General features: G+C 52.3%; 8 protein-coding genes and 1 other annotated feature. Of the genes, 6 read left to right on the top strand and 2 right to left on the bottom strand.

What is annotated here, in order from left to right; all coding sequences use genetic code 11:
- The first annotated feature begins 210 nt into the window (after nt 1-210).
- Nucleotides 211-448 (top strand) — a binding site (T-box leader).
- Nucleotides 449-537: 89 nt separating this feature from the next.
- Nucleotides 538-3,204 (top strand): valine--tRNA ligase, encoded by a 2,667-nt coding sequence (locus Q0Y54_RS06120; RefSeq protein WP_297965321.1) that lies wholly within the window; start codon nt 538-540, stop codon nt 3,202-3,204.
- Nucleotides 3,205-3,276: 72 nt separating this feature from the next.
- Nucleotides 3,277-4,722: a folylpolyglutamate synthase/dihydrofolate synthase family protein gene (locus Q0Y54_RS06115; protein ID WP_297965318.1), complete on the top strand. Its 1,446-nt coding sequence runs from the start codon at nt 3,277-3,279 to the stop codon at nt 4,720-4,722.
- Nucleotides 4,723-4,938: 216 nt separating this feature from the next.
- On the opposite strand, the gene Q0Y54_RS06110 is transcribed toward Q0Y54_RS06115, so the two are convergent.
- Complete coding sequence (locus tag Q0Y54_RS06110) at nt 4,939-6,108, bottom strand: FprA family A-type flavoprotein (protein WP_297965316.1); 1,170 nt, start codon at nt 6,106-6,108, stop codon at nt 4,939-4,941.
- A gap of 338 nt (nt 6,109-6,446) precedes the next feature.
- On the opposite strand from Q0Y54_RS06110, the gene Q0Y54_RS06105 reads away from it, so the two are divergent.
- From Q0Y54_RS06105 to Q0Y54_RS06090, 4 genes are all read left to right on the top strand, one after another.
- Nucleotides 6,447-7,709: an efflux RND transporter periplasmic adaptor subunit gene (locus Q0Y54_RS06105; protein WP_297965314.1), complete on the top strand. Its 1,263-nt coding sequence runs from the start codon at nt 6,447-6,449 to the stop codon at nt 7,707-7,709.
- Nucleotides 7,706-10,831, top strand: coding sequence for an efflux RND transporter permease subunit (locus tag Q0Y54_RS06100; RefSeq protein WP_297965312.1), 3,126 nt, complete (start codon nt 7,706-7,708; stop codon nt 10,829-10,831). Before Q0Y54_RS06105 ends, Q0Y54_RS06100 begins: the two co-directional genes overlap by 4 nt.
- Before the next feature lie 94 nt (nt 10,832-10,925).
- The gene (locus tag Q0Y54_RS06095) at nt 10,926-12,482 is read left to right on the top strand and encodes an ABC-F family ATP-binding cassette domain-containing protein (protein ID WP_297965311.1); all 1,557 of its coding nucleotides are present in this window, start codon (nt 10,926-10,928) and stop codon (nt 12,480-12,482) included.
- Nucleotides 12,483-12,603: 121 nt separating this feature from the next.
- Nucleotides 12,604-13,467: an RsiV family protein gene (locus Q0Y54_RS06090; protein WP_297965309.1), complete on the top strand. Its 864-nt coding sequence runs from the start codon at nt 12,604-12,606 to the stop codon at nt 13,465-13,467.
- Nucleotides 13,468-13,670: 203 nt separating this feature from the next.
- Here the strand turns inward: Q0Y54_RS06090 and Q0Y54_RS06085 are convergent.
- Nucleotides 13,671-17,829: hypothetical protein (locus tag Q0Y54_RS06085; RefSeq protein ID WP_297965307.1), on the bottom strand; the 4,159-nt coding region annotated here is incomplete at its 5' end.

Raw genomic sequence — 17,829 nt, 5'->3', positions numbered from 1 at the left:
GAACTGGCAGACGCGCTGGACTTAGGATCCAGTGCCGCAAGGCGTGGAGGTTCGATTCCTCTCGTCCGCACCATAACAATACAATTCAATATAACAAAGGATTTTTTGCCAGTATCGAGTAAGGAAGAAATTCACAGGTGAAGGTGTACTTGATTTGTACATCCAGCAAGGTGAAGGATAAGTGACAAGGATAATGGCAAAAAAGACGAGTTAGCGACGATGATAAAGAGGAGTACCAGTCAGGTATGCCCCAAAGAGAGGAAGGGTAAGGTGAGAGCCTTCCGGGTGTGGGGCTGGGAAGGTAGCTTTGGAGTTTTTCGCCTGAAGGGTGAATATTGCACTACAGTAGGGCGGAACGCAGATACAGCGTTATGTAAAGGAGCTTAAAATCTGTTGGATTTTAAGGAATTTAGGTGGTACCACGAAAGCAGGCACTTTCGTCCTTTATGGATGAAGGTGCTTTTTTAGTTGTCTTCCCCTTATGGGAGGGGGGGCGCGAAGCGCGCGGATGAGGGATAACTCAGGGAGGTTTTGCAAATGGAAGAAAACAATATTCCTAAGGTATATGACCCAAAGTCATTTGAGAAGAAATGGTATGGCTATTGGGAAGAAAATAAGCTGTTTCATGCAGTGGTAGATGACGAGAAGGAGCCTTATAGTATCGTTATTCCGCCACCAAATGTAACTGGTCAGCTGCACATGGGCCATGCGTTGGATAATACCCTCCAGGATATTCTTATTCGGTGGCGGCGGATGCAGGGCTACAATGCCATGTGGATGCCGGGCTGTGACCATGCCGGTATTGCCACCCAGGCCAAGGTGGAGGCGTCTCTCCGGGAGGAGGGCACCAATCGCTATGAGCTGGGCCGTGAAAAGTTTTTGGAAAGAGTTTGGCAGTGGAAGGAAAAGTTTGGCAGCCGGATAATGAGTCAGCTTCGTTCCCTGGGTTCCTCCCTTGACTGGGACCGTGAACGGTTCACCATGGATGAGGGCTGCTCCAGGGCTGTACGGGAGGTATTTGTCAGCCTTTATGACAAGGGTCTGATTTATCGTGGCTCTCGCATTACCAACTGGTGTCCGGACTGTAATACGGCTATTTCTGACATTGAGGTGGAGCATGAAACGGAGCAGGGCCATCTGTGGCATATCCGCTATCAGGTAGAGGGAGAGCCGGACAAGTACGTGGAGGTGGCTACCACCCGCCCGGAGACCATGTTTGGTGATACCGGTGTGGCTGTTCACCCAGATGATGACCGTTACAAGGATTTGGTTGGCAAGAATGTTATTCTGCCGGTTGTAAATCGGGTTATTCCGCTGTTTGCCGATGAATATGTAGATTCCTCCTTCGGTACCGGTGCGGTAAAGGTTACCCCGGCCCATGACCCTAATGATTATGAGATGGGACTGCGTCATGATTTGGAGCAGATCAAGGTTCTGTCCAATACGGGCAAGATGCTGGAAGGGGCCGGTAAATATGAGGGTATGGATCGGTATGAGTGCCGTAAGGCCCTGGTAAAGGAATTGGAGGAAATCGGTGCCCTGGTTTCCGTAGAGGACCATGAGCATGCGGTGGGCCATTGCTCCCGCTGTCATTCCACCATTGAGCCGCTGATTTCTACCCAGTGGTTTGTGAAGATGGACACCCTGGCCAAGCCGGCGGCTGAGGCTGTACGGGAGGGCCGTATAAAGTTTGTTCCGGAGCGTTTTTCCAAGATTTATTGTCAGTGGTTGGACAATATCCGGGATTGGTGTATTTCCCGTCAGCTCTGGTGGGGCCATCGTATTCCTGCATGGTATTGCGACGACTGCGGTGAGACCACTGTATCCCGTGATGATATTTGTCAGTGCCCTAAGTGCGGCAGCAAGAATGTACGTCAGGATGAGGACGTACTGGATACCTGGTTCTCCTCCGGTTTGTGGCCATTCGAAACCATGGGCTGGCCTGAGGAAACTTCTGAGCTTAAGCATTTCTATCCTACTGCTACACTGGTAACCGGTTATGATATTATTTTCTTCTGGGTTGCCCGTATGGTAATGATGGGGCTGGAATTCGGCAAGGATATTCCATTTAAGATTGTTTATATTCATGGCCTTGTAAGGGACAGTCAGGGCCGCAAGATGTCCAAGTCCCTTGGAAACGGTATCGACCCACTGGAAATGATTGAGGAATATGGTGCCGACTCTCTGCGCTTTATGCTGATTACCGGCAATACTCCTGGTAATGATATGCGCTTTTATAACGAGCGTGTTGAATCTGCCCGTAATTTTGCCAACAAGCTGTGGAATGCATCCCGCTTTATGCTGATGAATCTGGAGGGCTTTGATAAGAGCTTTGTTCCAGCTGTGGAAGATTACACCATGGCAGATAGGTGGATTCTGTCACGCTTCGCCAAGACAGCCCAGGGTGTTACTGAAAATCTGGAGAAGTATGAGCTGGGTGAGGCCGGCCGTCTGATTTATGAGTTTATCTGGAGTGAGTTCTGCGACTGGTACATTGAGCTCTCCAAGGCACGTCTTTATGACAAGGAAAACGTTAAGCCTCGTCAGACTGCCCAGTATGTATTGGGCTATGTATTGGAGCGTGCTCTGCGTCTGTTGCATCCATTTATGCCATTTATTACCGAGGAAATCTGGCAGCACATTCCACACGAGGGCAAGAGCATCATGGTTTCCCAGTGGCCTGCTGAGGATAAGTCCATTACTGACCTTATTGACGAGGACAGCGAAAGCAGCATGACCACCATTATGGAGACTATAAAGACCATTCGTGCTCTCCGCCTGGAGGTAAATGCGGCTCCAAGCAAGAAGAGTGAGGTTGTACTTAACTTTACTGATGAATCCCTGCGTCAGGTGTTTGCTGATAACGAGGGCTATCTCACTGTTTTGGCTTCAGCTGAGCCTGTTACTCACATGGCGGCTGGAGCTGAAAAGCCGGAAAATGCCATGGCTGGTGTTGTAAACGGTGTGGAAATTTTCCTGCCATTGAAGGATCTGATTGATGTGGAGAAGGAAACTGCCCGTCTCAATGGTGAAATGGCCAAGCTGGAGAAAGAAATTTCCCGTCTGGACAAAAAGCTGTCTAATCAGGGCTTCCTGGCAAAGGCTCCTGCTGATGTAGTTGCTGGCGAAATGGAAAAACTGGCCGGCTATCAGGAGAAGATGAATGCGGTAAAGGCCCGGCTGGAGGATTTGGCCAAGCTGTGATACACCTCATCCGTCAGCCCTTAGGGGCTGACCCCTTCCCCTCCAGGGGAAGGCATGAATAAGGGGGTTAAAATGAATTATTCAGAGTCATTACAATATTTGGAGGAGCTGAACACCTTTGGGGTCAACTTGGGCCTGGGGCGAATACAAAGGCTTCTTGAATTGATGGATAATCCGCAAAATAAATACAAGACAGTTCATATAACCGGCACTAACGGCAAGGGCTCCGTTACCAGTATGATCACAGAAATACTGAGAAAATCCGGTATCAGGGTGGGAATGTATACCTCCCCCCATTTGGAGTCCTATACGGAGCGGGTCAACATCGATGGTGACGAAATCAGTCAGGAAAAGCTGGCGGCGGCCATTACGGTGGTTCGTGACCTATGTGATTTTATGGTAGGTGAGGGCAATGAGCACCCTACCCAGTTTGAGGTGTTGACGGCAGCGGCCCTTTACCTCTTTATGAAGGAAAAAGTGGAATACGCCGTTATAGAAGTGGGCTTAGGGGGGCTGTTGGATTCCACCAATGTGATTACCCCGGAGGTGTCGGTTATTACCAATGTTTCCTTTGAGCATGCCGACAAGTGTGGCGGTACCCTGGCAGGCATAGCCAAGCATAAGGCGGGTATCATTAAGCCGGGAGTGCCTGTAATAACTGGTGCAGATGGCACGGCCTTGGACATAATCCAACGGGTGGCGGCGGATAATAAGGCGGATATCTACGTGCTGGGACGGGATTTTGCGGCCAATGCCATAAAGCCCCTGGGCCAGCTCAGCATACCCCCTAATTTGGGCAATACCAGTGTAGGGAATATGAGTCCCTCCATGATTTATTTGCAGATAGAAGCCCTGTCAGCCCTGCCATATAGCCGCTGCGAGCCGGCAGACAATACCCCGAATAATCAGCTGGTGGAATTCGTTTCCCATTGTGATCAAATGGCCAGTATGGATTATAAATTGGCATTAAAGGGCCTGCATCAGGTGCAGAACAGTGCCTTGGCCGCTGGGGCGGCCATGGTGCTGGCCATTAATGATTTGCGCATTACCCGGCGGGCATTAAAAAAAGCCATGGCCGCTGTTCAATGGCCAGGCCGGTTTGAGGTTATGCCCCGTGATGGCTATAAGCTGATTATCGATGGGGCCCATAATCCGGCGGGAATCCGTATCCTGCGGGACAGCCTGGATTATTATTATCCTGACAGCAGGCGGATTTTTGTCCTTGGAATTCTCCGGGATAAGGATTTTGAGGGCATGCTGGAGCTCCTGCTTCGGCCGGAGGACCGAGTTATATTCACAACACCATCATCGGAACGGGCTGCTGACCCGGTGGAGCTGCTGGAATGTGCTGCAGTTGAGGCAAAGGAAGCCATAGGTGATGCCCAAAAGGCTCTGGAACGGAGCATGGAGCTGGCGGAGGCTGGTACTGAGGACTCAGAGGACGGGGCACCCGAAACCATATTGGTATGTGCCGGTTCCTTGTACCTTATTGGCTATTTAAGAAGCCTGCTGAAATAGCGGCAGCGGCAAAGCACCCGGCAGGGGCTGATCTTTTCACGTACCAGGCCACGCCTCCATTTGCAATAAGTTCGGCAGGGTTCTGTAAGCAAAATAAATAAGCAAGATAAAAAGCCTTCCCAAGACTAATAATTTGTCCTGGGGAGGCTTTTTGATTTCTATGACTCCCGGCTTCGGCTGGGAGCTTTATTTAGCTGCACGCTATATTTATTATTGTTATCCCTTAACCAGCTTGACTACATTTTCCTGCAATCCCTTCAGGAAAGCTGGATTTGGGGTGTTTTGGATCTTCTGCTGGTCAAGGACGATTTCAACCTTGCAATCCTTCAGGGCTTCTTCCACCTGTGGAATGCTCTGGCCGCCCCAGCCGTAGGAGCCGAAGGCAAAGCCCTTCAGGCCCTTTGGTGCCAGTCCCTTCATGTAGCACAGGAAAGCGGCTACAGATGGCATCATCTGGTTGTTGATGGTCGGGGAGCCTACGGCGATGTATTTGGCATCCAGCAGCTCCGTCATAACATCGGAAATATGGTCACAGCGCAGATCAAAGAGCTTTGGCTCAAAGCCGGCCTTGTGGAAGGCATCGGCAATATTCTTGGCCATGATTTCTGTGGTGTGCCACATGGTATCAAAGACTACCACGGCCTTATCGGTCTTTTTGAAGCTGCTCCAATCCTTGTAGGCCTGGATAATATCCGGGATATGCTTGCGCCAGGATACACCGTGGCCGGTGGCAATCATGCTGATTTTGAGACCTCCCAGGGCTTCAATGGCCTTGGTGGCCTGCATACCAAATGGCATGAGAATGTTGGCATAATATTTCTTGGCCTGATGCATAACCTCATGGAGGTCAGTTTCATCCTCAAAGCGGGCAGTGGTGGCCAAATGCTGACCAAAGGCGTCATTGCCAAACAGCAGCTCCTCCTCCGGGCAGTAGGTAACCATGCTGTCTGGCCAGTGAAGCATCGGTGTTGGTACGAAGGCCAGGGTCCGCTTGCCAATGGACAGGGTGTCTCCTGCCTTAACGGTGATATAGTCATGGTCACCATAACGGCCAGTCAGGCCCTTTACGCCGTTCGGGTCGCTGGTAACGATTTTGGCATTGGGACAATGCTGCATCATGAACGGAATCCCGCCGGAATGGTCCGGCTCCACGTGGTTGGACACGATATAATCAATTTTGGCCGGGTCCACAATGGTTCTGATACGGCCCAGCATTTCCATGCAGAATGGAGCCTTTACCGTGTCGATAAGGGTAATTTTGTCGTCAATGATGAGGTAAGCGTTGTAGGTGGAACCGCGGTCGGTGCTGTAGCCGTGGAAGCTGCGCATGGAGTAATCCATGGAGCCCACCCAATAAATGCCAGGCTTAAATTCAACTGAAAACATTAATAAAAAACCACCTTTCAAAAATAAACTCCGTGCAAAATGGTATTCTGCACTACGCCCTTACAACGAAATCTAAAGCGCATCTGCATCCTTCGGATTTGCTTCGCTAAGATTTCGTAGTAAACTTACTGGACACCTGACGGTGTCCACACGCCCTTACAACGAAATCTAAAGCGCATATGCATCCTTCGGATTTGCTTCGCTAAGATTTCGTAGTAAAAATAATAGTCAAAAAAACATTTGTAGACTAAAATATATCATATGAATATATTATATCGCAGTTATACCAAAATTTCTCTGAAAAATGAAAAATTTTATTGCTGATGTGGAGGTAAGTTATGCGCCACGATTGGTCAAAGCTGAAAAAGGACAAAAAATTCCGGACAGCAGGAGCAGTATGCCTGTTATTGGTTCTGATATTGGGCTATTTCCTTTTTGTAGGGGATAAGGGCCGAAAAGGGGGGCCGGAGCTGCCCATGCCGAAAATTGCCACCTATCAGGTGCAAAGAGCGGATATGACGCGGCATATTGTGCTGTCAGGTCATACTACGGCTGATGCAACCATAGTATTGGCCCCCAAGTATGCAGGACGGGTTACTGCCGTTAATGTTGACCTGGGGGACCAGGTAACTGAGGGACAGGTTCTGCTGGTACAGGATACCGGCGACCTGGATATTGCCATTATGCAGGGGGAGGCGGCTGCTCAGGCGGCCCTGGCGGACAGCGAGACGGAGGAAGTAACCTATAATGCCAAGCTGGCCAGGGCGGGGGCCGCCTACGAAATACAGCGGAGCCACTACGATCGCCAGCAATACCTGTATACTATCGGAGCCATTTCCCTGGACCGGCTGGAGTCGGCCAAGGATGCCTATATTACCAGCAAGGCGGAATATGATGCCCTTATGGATCAGTACAACGGCCAAGCCCCGGCCAGCGTCCGCTCCAAGCAGTACAATGCCCGCAAGAGTGCCTACAGTGTGGATGCCCTACGGAAGCAGCGGGAGGATATGTATATCAGGGCTCCTAGAGGCGGTGTCATCGGCTATCGTAATGTGGAGGTGGGCAGCTATCTTACCGCCGGTACCAAGGTATTGACCCTGGTGGACAACAGCCATTTGTATGTGGATTGCGCCCTGTCGGAAAATGATGCGGCCCTGCTGTCCCCTGGTATGCCGGTGGCGGTAACCATTGATGCCATGGGGGCCACCTACAACGGCAGGGTGGTATATGTGAGCCCGGCCATGAGCGACGAGTCCAAGGCCTATTCCGTGCGTATTTCCCTGGAGGTGGCCAGGGGCAATATCAAGGCAGGTCTCTTTGCCCGGACGGCAGTGGATATTTTGCAGCGGCCGGATACCCTGTTTATCCCCAAGGATGGGCTGATAACTAAGAATGGGAAAACCACGGTATTCGTTTACCATGAAGACTCGGAAACCGTGGAGGAGCGGGAGATTACCCTGGGCCTCATCAATGATAACCAGGTGGAAATCCTGTCCGGCCTCAGGGAAGGAGAGATAGTGGCCGTCTCCGGCATTGACCGGCTGAAAAACGGTGGCAGGGTGGTACTGGACGCATCGGGTGAAGCAGGTGACGGAAAATGATGAATATTACGCGATTTTCCATACAACGTCCCGTGGGTATTTCCATGATTGTGTGTCTGTTTGTGGTGTTGGGCCTCTTCAGCTTTATCCGCATCGGGGTGGAGCTGCTGCCGGCAGTCAATACACCCTATATCACGGTAATGGTGAAATATCCCGGGGCTAGTGCCGAATCCGTGGAGCAGCAGGTGGTAAAGCCTGTGGAGGAGGCATTGTCCTCCCTGTCCAATGTAAAGAAAATTCAATCCACTGCCCAATATGAGCGGGCCAGGGTAACGGTGGAGCTGGAATTTGACGCCAATGCGGACAGTGCGGCCATTGATGCCACCAAGAAGGTGGAGGCTATTCGGTACAATCTGCCTGATGAGGCCGATGAACCGGTGGTCATCAAGCGGGACGATAATGATGAGCCCATTGTGGAGGTGGCAGTAACCTCCGAGCATTCCCTGTCGGATATGTATTCCAAGGTGGATAAGGTGTTTGCCGATGAACTCCAGCAGGCAGGGGGCGTGTCGGAGATTGAGGTATTTGGCGGCCTGGATAAAGAGATAGCCGTGGAAGTGGACAAGGACAGGATGGCGGCCTATAAGCTGACCCTCAACGATATTGTGGCGGCAGTCAAAAGGGAAAATAAGCTGCTGCCCTCCGGGACCATTTATACGGATAAATACAAGTCCGACGTGCGGGCCGTAGCCCAATATGAAAAGGCGGCGGAAATTGAACAGATATTCATCACCAACGCCAATAAGGCCCAAATTCCCCTTACTGCCGTGGCCTCGGTGCGCCATCAGAATGCCCGGGTCAACCGGTATGGTGAATTTAACGGCACCTCATCGGTAATGCTGCTTATTTACAAAAACAGTGACGCCAACGTGGTGGAAACCGCCGATAACATTTTGAAAAAGCTGGAGACCATTCGCCGGGACAATCCGGATTATCAATTTACGGTTACCAGCAATGACGCAGATTATGTCCGCAATTCCCTGAACAATACCATGGGCACCCTTATTGAGGGCCTGATTACTACCGGACTGGTGCTGTTCCTCTTTTTGCGGGGCTGGCGGTCCACGGCGGCGGTTATGGTGGCCATACCCACCTCCCTGGTCGCCACCTTCTTTGTTATGTATGGGGCCGGCTTTACCTTTAATATGATGTCCCTCATGGGCATGACCCTGTGTATTGGCATTTTAGTGGATGACTCGGTGGTGGTCCTGGAAAATATTATCCGCCATCTGAAAATGGGGGAGACCCCGGAGGAGGCGGCGGAAAAGGGCCGTACAGAAATTGGTATGGCGGCAGTGGCCATTACCCTGTGTGACGCCGTGACCTTCCTGCCCATTGCCTTTATGTCCGGCATGACGGGGCAGTTCTTCAGGCAATTTGGCTTAACCATTGTCTTTGCCGGAATGTTCTCCCTGTTTGTGTCCTTTACCCTGACCCCGATGCTGGCCTCCAAGTTTTATCGCAAGGGCTATCATCCCACCAAAAGGCGGCTGTGGGATTTTATGGACCGGCTGGAGGAGTGGGCTGTGGCCCGATATGAGGTGCTGCTGAACAAGAGCTTTATCCACCAAAAGGCCCTGCTGTTGGGGGCCCTGGCTCTCTTTGTGGGCACTGTGGCCCTGATTCCCCTGGGGGCGGTAGGGGCCGAATTTATGCCCCGCACCGATGAGGGCAGCTTTCAGATATTTGTGGAAATGCCGGTAAATTATACGGCAGAGGAGACCCACAAGGTCATTACCCGTATTGAGGAGAAGCTGGATACAATTCCTGAGGTAAAGCATTATTTGGGCAACGCCGGCGGCAGCAGCTCCAATGAAGGCCGTATAAGGGTGGAGCTGAAGGATCGGGGGGAGCGCAGCCGCAGTGTGTGGGCGGTGGCCAATGAAATGCGGGCCTTCAGCATGGGCTTGGAGAATGCCACCATTCGCGTGGCTGAAACCCAGACCTCCGTGGCCGGTGTCTCCGGCGGTGGCATGCGGGGAGGCGGTGCCGTGCGCATCGAGCTCCGCAGTATGGACAATGAACAGCTGGTGGCCGCCGCTAATAAGGTAAAGGAGGTACTGAACAACCAGATACCGGGCATTACCGATGTGGCCAGCTCCTACGTGGAGGGGTCCCCGGAGCTGCGGCTCACCATGGACAGGGAAAAAATCCGGGCCCTGGGAGTGTCAGTGGGGGATGTGGATGCGGCTATTTCCTCGGCCATATCCGGCAAGAAGGCCGGCAATCTCAGTAATGACCCGTTGAACAACAATCAGGACACGGATATAAACGTGCGGTTTAAGGGGGCGGATGGCTTCAAGGCCTCCGATGTGGCCTCCATACCGATAAATGTCAGTGGCCATACCATGTTTATCGGCGACGTGACCAATATGCAATACGGCACGGGGCCGGTGCGCATTCGCCGGGTAAACAAGCAGCGGTCCATTACGATTTTTGCCAATGCAGGGGGCAGACCCCTGAATGATGTGCTGCAGGATGTAAAAAGGGCCCTAAATGATACGGATTTGGGCCAGGGGGTGACCTATCAGTTTACAGGCCAGGCTGACAATATGGAGGATTCCTTCCAGCAGCTGCTCATGGCCCTGATAATGGCCATGGTCCTTATCTACATGCTGCTGGCGGTACTGTATGAATCCCTGATAACGCCGTTTATTCGGATGTTTTCCCTGCCCCTGGGCATTATCGGGGCCATTCTGTTTTTATTGTTCACCAACAACACCCTGAACCTGTATTCAATGATTGGTATCTTGGTAATGGACGGGGTGGTGGCCAAGAATGGTACCCTGCTGCTGGATTATACCATGACCCTGCAAAGCCGGGGCTATAGTGCCTATGAGGCCATTGTGGAAGCCGGTAAGGTGCGGCTGAAGCCTATTATGATGACCACCATTACCATGATTGTGGGGATGCTGCCAACGGCCCTGGCCATGTCCGAAGGGGCGGAAACCAGGGTGAGTATGGCCTGGGTTATTATTGGCGGCTTGCTGTCCTCCACCATTTTTACCCTGCTGATCATTCCCATAATCTTCATGTTCTTTGAAAATCATCCGGCCAGTACCTGGTGGGAGGGCCTTCGCCGCAGCTTTTCACGGGGTGGAAGCCAGGGACAGGGCCGCTGACCATTTCAGTGGCGAAATTTTGGATTTTTTGGTATGATAGAGCCTGAGTTTTTAGCGACAGCGTTCGTTTTTTTTTTCACAAGGAGACAGAATTTTGAGTATTGTAAACGTTGAAGGAATGTCCCATGGCTTTGGGGGCAGAACCATATTTGAGGATGTCAGCTTCCGCCTGCTGAAGGGTGAGCATGTGGCCCTGGTGGGGGCCAATGGCGAGGGTAAGTCCACCTTTTTATCCATTCTTACAGGACAAATGACCCCTGATGAAGGTAAGGTGGAGTGGGCCAAGCGGGTTACTGCTGGTTATCTGGACCAGCACGCTGTCCTGAAGGCAGGCATGACCATCCGGGAGGTGCTGAAAACCGCCTTTGATGAAATGTACAAGCTGGAGGCGGAGATGCAGTCCTGCTACGACCGGATGGGGGACGCTGCCCCGGAGGAAATGGACAAGCTGATGAATGATGCCGGGGAAATTCAGGAAATACTGGATGCCCACAGCTTTTATACCTTGGACAGCAAGATAGAGGAGGTGGCCGGGGGCCTAGGGCTGCGGGATATTGGCCTGGACCGGCAGGTGGATGAGCTGTCCGGCGGTCAGCGCACCAAGGTACTTCTTACCAAGCTGCTTTTGCAAAATCCGGATATTCTCATTTTGGATGAGCCCACCAACTATTTGGATGTGGAGCATATTGAGTGGCTGAAAGCCTATTTGCAGGGCTATGAAAATGCCTTTATTTTGGTATCCCATGATGTGCCCTTTCTCAATGCGGTTACCAATGTTATTTATCACGTGGATAATGCCAGCCTGACCCGCTATACCGGCAGCTATGAGAAGTTTCAGGAAATGTATGCCATCAAGCGGCGGCAGGAGGATGCGGCCTACGAGCGTCAGCAGGCGGAAATCGCCCGGGAAAAGGATTTTATACAGCGCAACAAGGCCCGGGTGGCTACCCGGGGGATGGCCAATTCCCGCCAAAAGAAGCTGGACAAGATGGAGGTGCTGGAAAAGCGCACGGAAAAGCCCAAGCCCCATTTCAATTTTCAGCTGGACCGCACTCCCAGCCGGTTTGTAATCGAGGCCAAGCGGTTGATATTGGGCTATGACACCCCATTGACCAATCCGGTGGACCTGCAGCTGGAGCGGGGCCGGAAGGTGGCCCTGCGGGGGGTAAACGGCCTGGGGAAGACCACCATGCTGAAGACCCTGTTAGGCATGATAAAGCCGATTTCCGGCACCATTGAGCTGGGGGAATTTGTGACCCCGGGCTATTTTGAGCAGGAATCTACCAAGGGCAATGATAATACGGCCATTGAGGAAATATGGCAGGAGTACCCGGGCATGACCCAGTTTGAGGTAAGGGCGGCCCTGGCGGCCTGTGGTCTCACCAATGAGCATATTACCAGCAAGATGATGGTGCTGTCCGGTGGTGAGGCGGCCAAGGTGCGGCTGTGCAAGATAATGCAAAAGCCGGTTAATCTGTTGGTATTGGACGAGCCTACCAACCATCTGGATGTGGATGCCAAGGCCGAATTAAAACGGGCCCTGAAGGAGTATAAGGGCACTGTGTTACTGGTGTCCCATGAGCCGGAGTTCTATGAGGATTGGGTGGATTCTGTATGGAATATTGAGGGTTGGACCACCAAGATTATTTGATGAGCTTTTTTAATTAAAATTTAAGTGGTAAAATCCCTTCGTTTCGTATATTATGTAGGCAAAGCTGGCCACCATTTCAGGTGGACAACGGCATCATGTAATACGAAGTGGAGGGATTTTTATGTGGAAAAAAATGCTGGCAGCAGGTACGGCAGTATTGGCACTGGGGCTGGTGGCTCCGGCCGGGGCAGATGGCGGTTATACAGGGTTGACCATGTCCTGTGTGGAAGCAGGCGGAGTGGCCACTCCCGGTGGGATTCCCTATAGCCAGCCATTGGCCTATTCTTCCAATGTACAGAAATCAGACATTACCCGTGATGGGCGGGTGCTGATGGAGGCCACTACCTATGAGGTGGGGCTGGCCCCGGAATGGGCTGCCGCTTATCCCAAATTGCAACAAGCCCTGGAAAAGCTGTCGGCGGACAATTGGAGCTATATGCGCCGTATGATGAACAAGTGGGAGCCTGACCTTATTGAGCAGTATAACCAGGGCCGGGCCGCTGGCTATTACAAGGAGGACAGTAACCCCTTGTACTCCTATGAGCTAAGCTATCGGGGCCTGCGGGCCGACTCCGCAGTATTCAGCTGTGTGGGGGGCGAGTTTATTTATCTGGGAGGAGCCCATCCGGTATTTTACTATCGGGCCCATGTCTTTGATTCCCAAACGGGGAAGGAGCTGAAGCTCAATGATATTTTCAAGACCACTGATGGACTGGCAGAGATTATTATCGAGGAAACGGAAAAGCAGATTGAGCCCAAATCCAGTATGCCGGACAAAGGAGAGGCCCTAAAGGCAGTTAAGGAAATGATTAATAAGGGCAGTCTTCAGGTGGGACTGACCGAGGATGAGGCAGTGGTGTACTTCGGCAACTACGCCATAGGGTCCTATGCCATGGGCACGGTAGAGGTTAAGCTGCCTTACAGCAAGTATTTTAACCTGTTCAATAATGAATACGTATTCTACGGCACCAGAGCCAAGGGGTGATGGGGGAATGGGGAATGCGGAATTCGGAATTCGGAATTCTTAATAAAGCCTTCCCCTTGAGGTTAATTCGGAATGCGGAATTGTATACTTGGCCCCACTCACGGGGACTGTCAGCCCTTTGGGCTGGCTGAGGGGGTTCCTTTAGTATCATTCAACGCAAAAAAAGACGGAGAACTGTTGTCTCCGTCTTTTTTTTCACTATTTTAGAATTTATAATTAAATCCGCAACTCACTATCCAATTTCCCTGGACAGCCTTGCTGCCGATGCCCAGGCGGCCGGCTTCTATGTACCAATTTAATGGCCCATCCTGCCGCCGGTAGCCTAGGGCCACATCCAGCCAAGTATCCTTGAAATCATTTTCCAATGTATTTCTGGTTATACCCTGTACCGTGGTGGCCCGTACTCCACCGGAAAAATCGTGGAGCACATCGGCCCGGAGGTAGAAGTGGCTCTGATTGTCCACCTTGCGGCCCACGCTGATACCAAGCTTGGCAATAAGGGAATTACTGCCGTCAATGGATACGGTGGAGCCGTCGCTGGTGCCGTAGCTGTAGCCGTTGACATGGGCCCACTGCAGACCGGCATGAGGCTCAACATACCAATGATCCCCTCTGTTCATGTGCTGGCCATAGGTAAAGCTCAAGGCCTGGGCATAGGCCCGGGCACTGCCGGTGGTAGGCGCATCCAGGCCCTCCACCATCACGCTGTAGTCGCTGGACAGTCGGCCGGCCCGGAGGGAAATTTCACTGAAACGGCCCTCGTCGCCATGCCACATGCCATAGGCGGTGAGGATATCATCGTGGGAATTACCGCTGCCATAATCGTATCCCTCCGTACTGTAGCGGATACCGTAGGCACCACCCACCGTCCAGTTATTACCCACATTCCGGTCATAGCCGATATACATTTGGTTGTAGGTCTGACGGACATTGCTGCCCAGATTATTAATGGTATTCTTCCCCCGGCTAAAGTGTACCCAAAAATCATTACCCATCTCCTCACCCAGACGCAGCATAGCCAGATGCTGGGCTATGGGCTGGCCGCTCTGCCGCCAGGAGGAGGCCTGGGCCGATGCATTGCCCGTTGCCGTATCCAGCTGCTCCTTGTTGCCTACCAGGGTTACCCCGATAATTCGCCAGATAAGACCATTGTCCAGGGTGACAATCTTCGGCAAGTAGGTAAAGCCGCCAATTTTGCTGTACGTTCCTTCAAAGGTGGCCGTAGCTTCCGTGCCAACATAACCCACTATGGTGTTGGTGTCGGTTACGGTACCTCCCTGGGCCAGGATTGGGTCATAGTTAATAGATACCTTATTGGCCTGGGTGGCCTCCGTTACATTGGTCATAGTAACGGTGTCCGCCGTATTGGTGGATAAATCCGTATTGATATAGAAGTTGGCATAGCCCTTCATATTGGTAATAACCAGACTCTTGCCAATTTCCGAATGAGCAGTACTGTCCCCCAGACCAAGGCGGACAATATCTCCCTGGGCGTAACCGTTGGTAACGTTAAATGACGTATCGGCAGTGGTATCAATATCACCCAATACAGCCTCAGCATAGCCAGTATCCATCAAATTCAGCGTACCGCTAGTGGCTTCATCGACCTGGGCCTTGGCATAATCATACACCGTCAGTGTACCACCATGCAGCTTAATATGCCCACTGTCGCCACCCTGCTCTTCCGCTGTACCCTCCTCCAAAATCTGGGTACCATTTTCAAGGCTGGTATCGGACACCGTAGCACCGGCTTTTACAATCTGTGTACCGCCATTGATGGCGTTATCGGTGATTATACCACCGCTGGCTATTGTCTGGGTGCCGCCCATTTCTACTGCGACGCCGGCAGCTGAACCGCCAGCCTGAATATTTTGAATACCATAAACCTGGCCACCGTCAGCTGTACCACCAGCCTGAATATTTTGAGTACCATAAATCTGGCCGTCGGTAACTGTACCACCAGCCTGAATATTTTGAATACCATAGACCTGGCCACCGGCAGCTGAACCGCCAGCCTGAATATCTTGGGTGCCGCTGACTATAGTATTTTCCGCCACACCGGCCACCTGCTGGGTGGCTCCCTGGGCCACGGTAATATCGGAGACAGTGGCTCCCTTGGCCACTGTCTGGCTGCCCGTCAGGGTACCACCGGAGGCGGAGCCCCCCTGTTCAATGACCTGGTTGCCGGCCAGAATACCGCCATCCTCCGCCTGCTGCAGGCCGCCTGCCTTGATGGTAGTATCGGAGGCTGTACCACCCTGTGCTATGGTTTGGCGGCCGCCGTTGGTGACAGTGGTGCTGGTTGCCAGACCACCGTTGTCTACTGTCTGCAATCCGCCATTTCCTACGGTTACACCGGTAGCAACAGCATCAGCCGCAATATTTTGGGTACCATAAACGGCAGTGTCATTGGCTGTACCGCTAACCAGTTGAATACCGCCGGTATTTACGGTGGTCTGGTTAGCCACACCGCCGCTGGATACCAGCTGCTGACCGCCATTTTCTATTGTTATGCCCGTAGCAGCAGCATTAGCCGCTACATTTTGAACACCATAAACCTGACCACCGTTTGCTGAACCATTAGCTTGAATGTTTTGTGTACCATAGACCTGGCCACCGTTAGCTATACCACCAGCCTGAATATTTTGGGTGCCGCTGACTATAGTATTTTCCGCCACACCGGCCACCTGCTGGGTGGCTCCCTGGGCTACGGTAATATCGGAGGCAGTGGCTCCATTGGCCACGGTCTGATTGCCCGTAAGGGTACCACCGGAGGCGGAGCCCCCCTGTTCTATCAGCTGGTTACCGGCCAAAATACCGCCATCCTCCGACTGCTGTACAGCACCATTCTGGATGGTCGCATCCAAGGAGGTACCACCGGCTTTGATGGTCTGGCTGCCGCCATTGTTTACGGTCGTGTCCTTGGCGGTGCCGCCGGATACAATCTGGGAAGCCCCCTCTTTGATGGTTGTGCCCGAGGCCATACCAGCCTTGACAGTCTGGGTACCTTTACTATTGATAATGTTGGTAATTGCCGTGCCACCGTCAACAATCTGCTGGCCGCCATTGTCAACGGTCGTGCCCTTGGCGGTGCCGCCGGATACAATCTGGGAAGCACCCTCTTTGATGGTTGTGCCCGAGGCTATACCAGCCTTGACAGTCTGGGTACATTTACTATTGATAGTGTTGGTAATTGCCGTGCCACCGTCAACAGCCTGCTGGCCGCCATTGTCAACGGTCGTGTCCTTGGCGGTGCCGCCGGATACAATCTGGGAAGCCCCCTCTTTGATGGTTGTGCCCGAGGCCATACCAGCCTTGACAGTCTGGGTACCTTTACTATTGATAATGTTGGTAATTGCCGTGCCACCGTCAACAATCTGCTGGCCGCCATTGTCAACAGTCGTGTCCGTGGCCGTACCGCCGGCAACAGTCTGCTGGCCGCCGTTGTAAACGCTCGTGTCCGTGGCTGTACCGCCAGATACAATCTGGACGCCGTCATCAACGAGGGCTTCTATCGCCGTGCCGCCGTCAACAACCTGGGAACCTCCTTCAACGACCAATGTCTGATATGCTGTACCACCTTGGACAGTCTGGGTACCACCGTTAGTAATGGTGATCTCCGTTGCTGTGCCGCCGTCAACAATCTGCTGCCCCTTATCTCCCAAGACCACTCTATAAGCTGAACCGTCTGCTTCGATGGTTTGCAGGGCCTGCTGTTCGCCGTTGACGGCCATCAGGGTACCACCATTAGTTCGGCCACCCGCTTTTACGACATTCGTACCGCCAATTACGACACCGTTGGCCTGGGCAGTCTGGAAGCCACCGGCATCAACGGTAGTATTGATGGCAGTACCCCCAAACAATTCCTGAATAGCCCCTTCACCTGAGAGTGTGGTGTTATCGGCAGTGCCGCCGTAAACATGCTGCTTACCTCCGGCATTTATAGTGGCTGAAATAGCAGTGCCACCGGAAACGACCTGGTGCCCTCCGGCACTGACACTTGTATAAATTGCCGTACCGCCTTTGACCGTCTGGTTGCCACCACTGACGGTAGTAGAGCTTGCCGTACCACCGTCAACAACCTGCACGGTGTTTACTGTTACAGTCACACTATGAGCCTGGCCGCCGTAGCTAATGGTCTGATTGGCGTGGACGTCTGTTCCGCCAATGTTAACGGACACCAGGGTGCCACCATAGGCAGTACCCCCATTACCAACAACATTATTCATGCCAACGATAGTACCGCCATCTCGGGCATCCTGTACGCCATATTGACCAACACTGGTATTGTAGGCTGTACCCCCTGCCTTGACATATTGAATACCATGCTTAGCCTGTGACGTGCCCCCGATGTTGGTATCC

The organism is uncultured Anaerovibrio sp., from assembly GCF_947302755.1.
GTDB lineage: Bacteria > Bacillota > Negativicutes > Selenomonadales > Selenomonadaceae > Anaerovibrio.
This window is presented reverse-complemented; position numbering and strand designations above follow the sequence as displayed.

Coding starts and splice junctions, on each gene's coding strand:
- Q0Y54_RS06090 (WP_297965309.1), top strand. CDS start 12,604: ATGTGGAAAAAAATGCTGGCAGCAGGTACGGCAGTATTGGCACTGGGG.
- Q0Y54_RS06100 (WP_297965312.1), top strand. CDS start 7,706: ATGATGAATATTACGCGATTTTCCATACAACGTCCCGTGGGTATTTCC.
- Q0Y54_RS06115 (WP_297965318.1), top strand. CDS start 3,277: ATGAATTATTCAGAGTCATTACAATATTTGGAGGAGCTGAACACCTTT.
- Q0Y54_RS06120 (WP_297965321.1), top strand. CDS start 538: ATGGAAGAAAACAATATTCCTAAGGTATATGACCCAAAGTCATTTGAG.
- Q0Y54_RS06110 (WP_297965316.1), bottom strand. CDS start 6,108: ATGTTTTCAGTTGAATTTAAGCCTGGCATTTATTGGGTGGGCTCCATG.
- Q0Y54_RS06105 (WP_297965314.1), top strand. CDS start 6,447: ATGCGCCACGATTGGTCAAAGCTGAAAAAGGACAAAAAATTCCGGACA.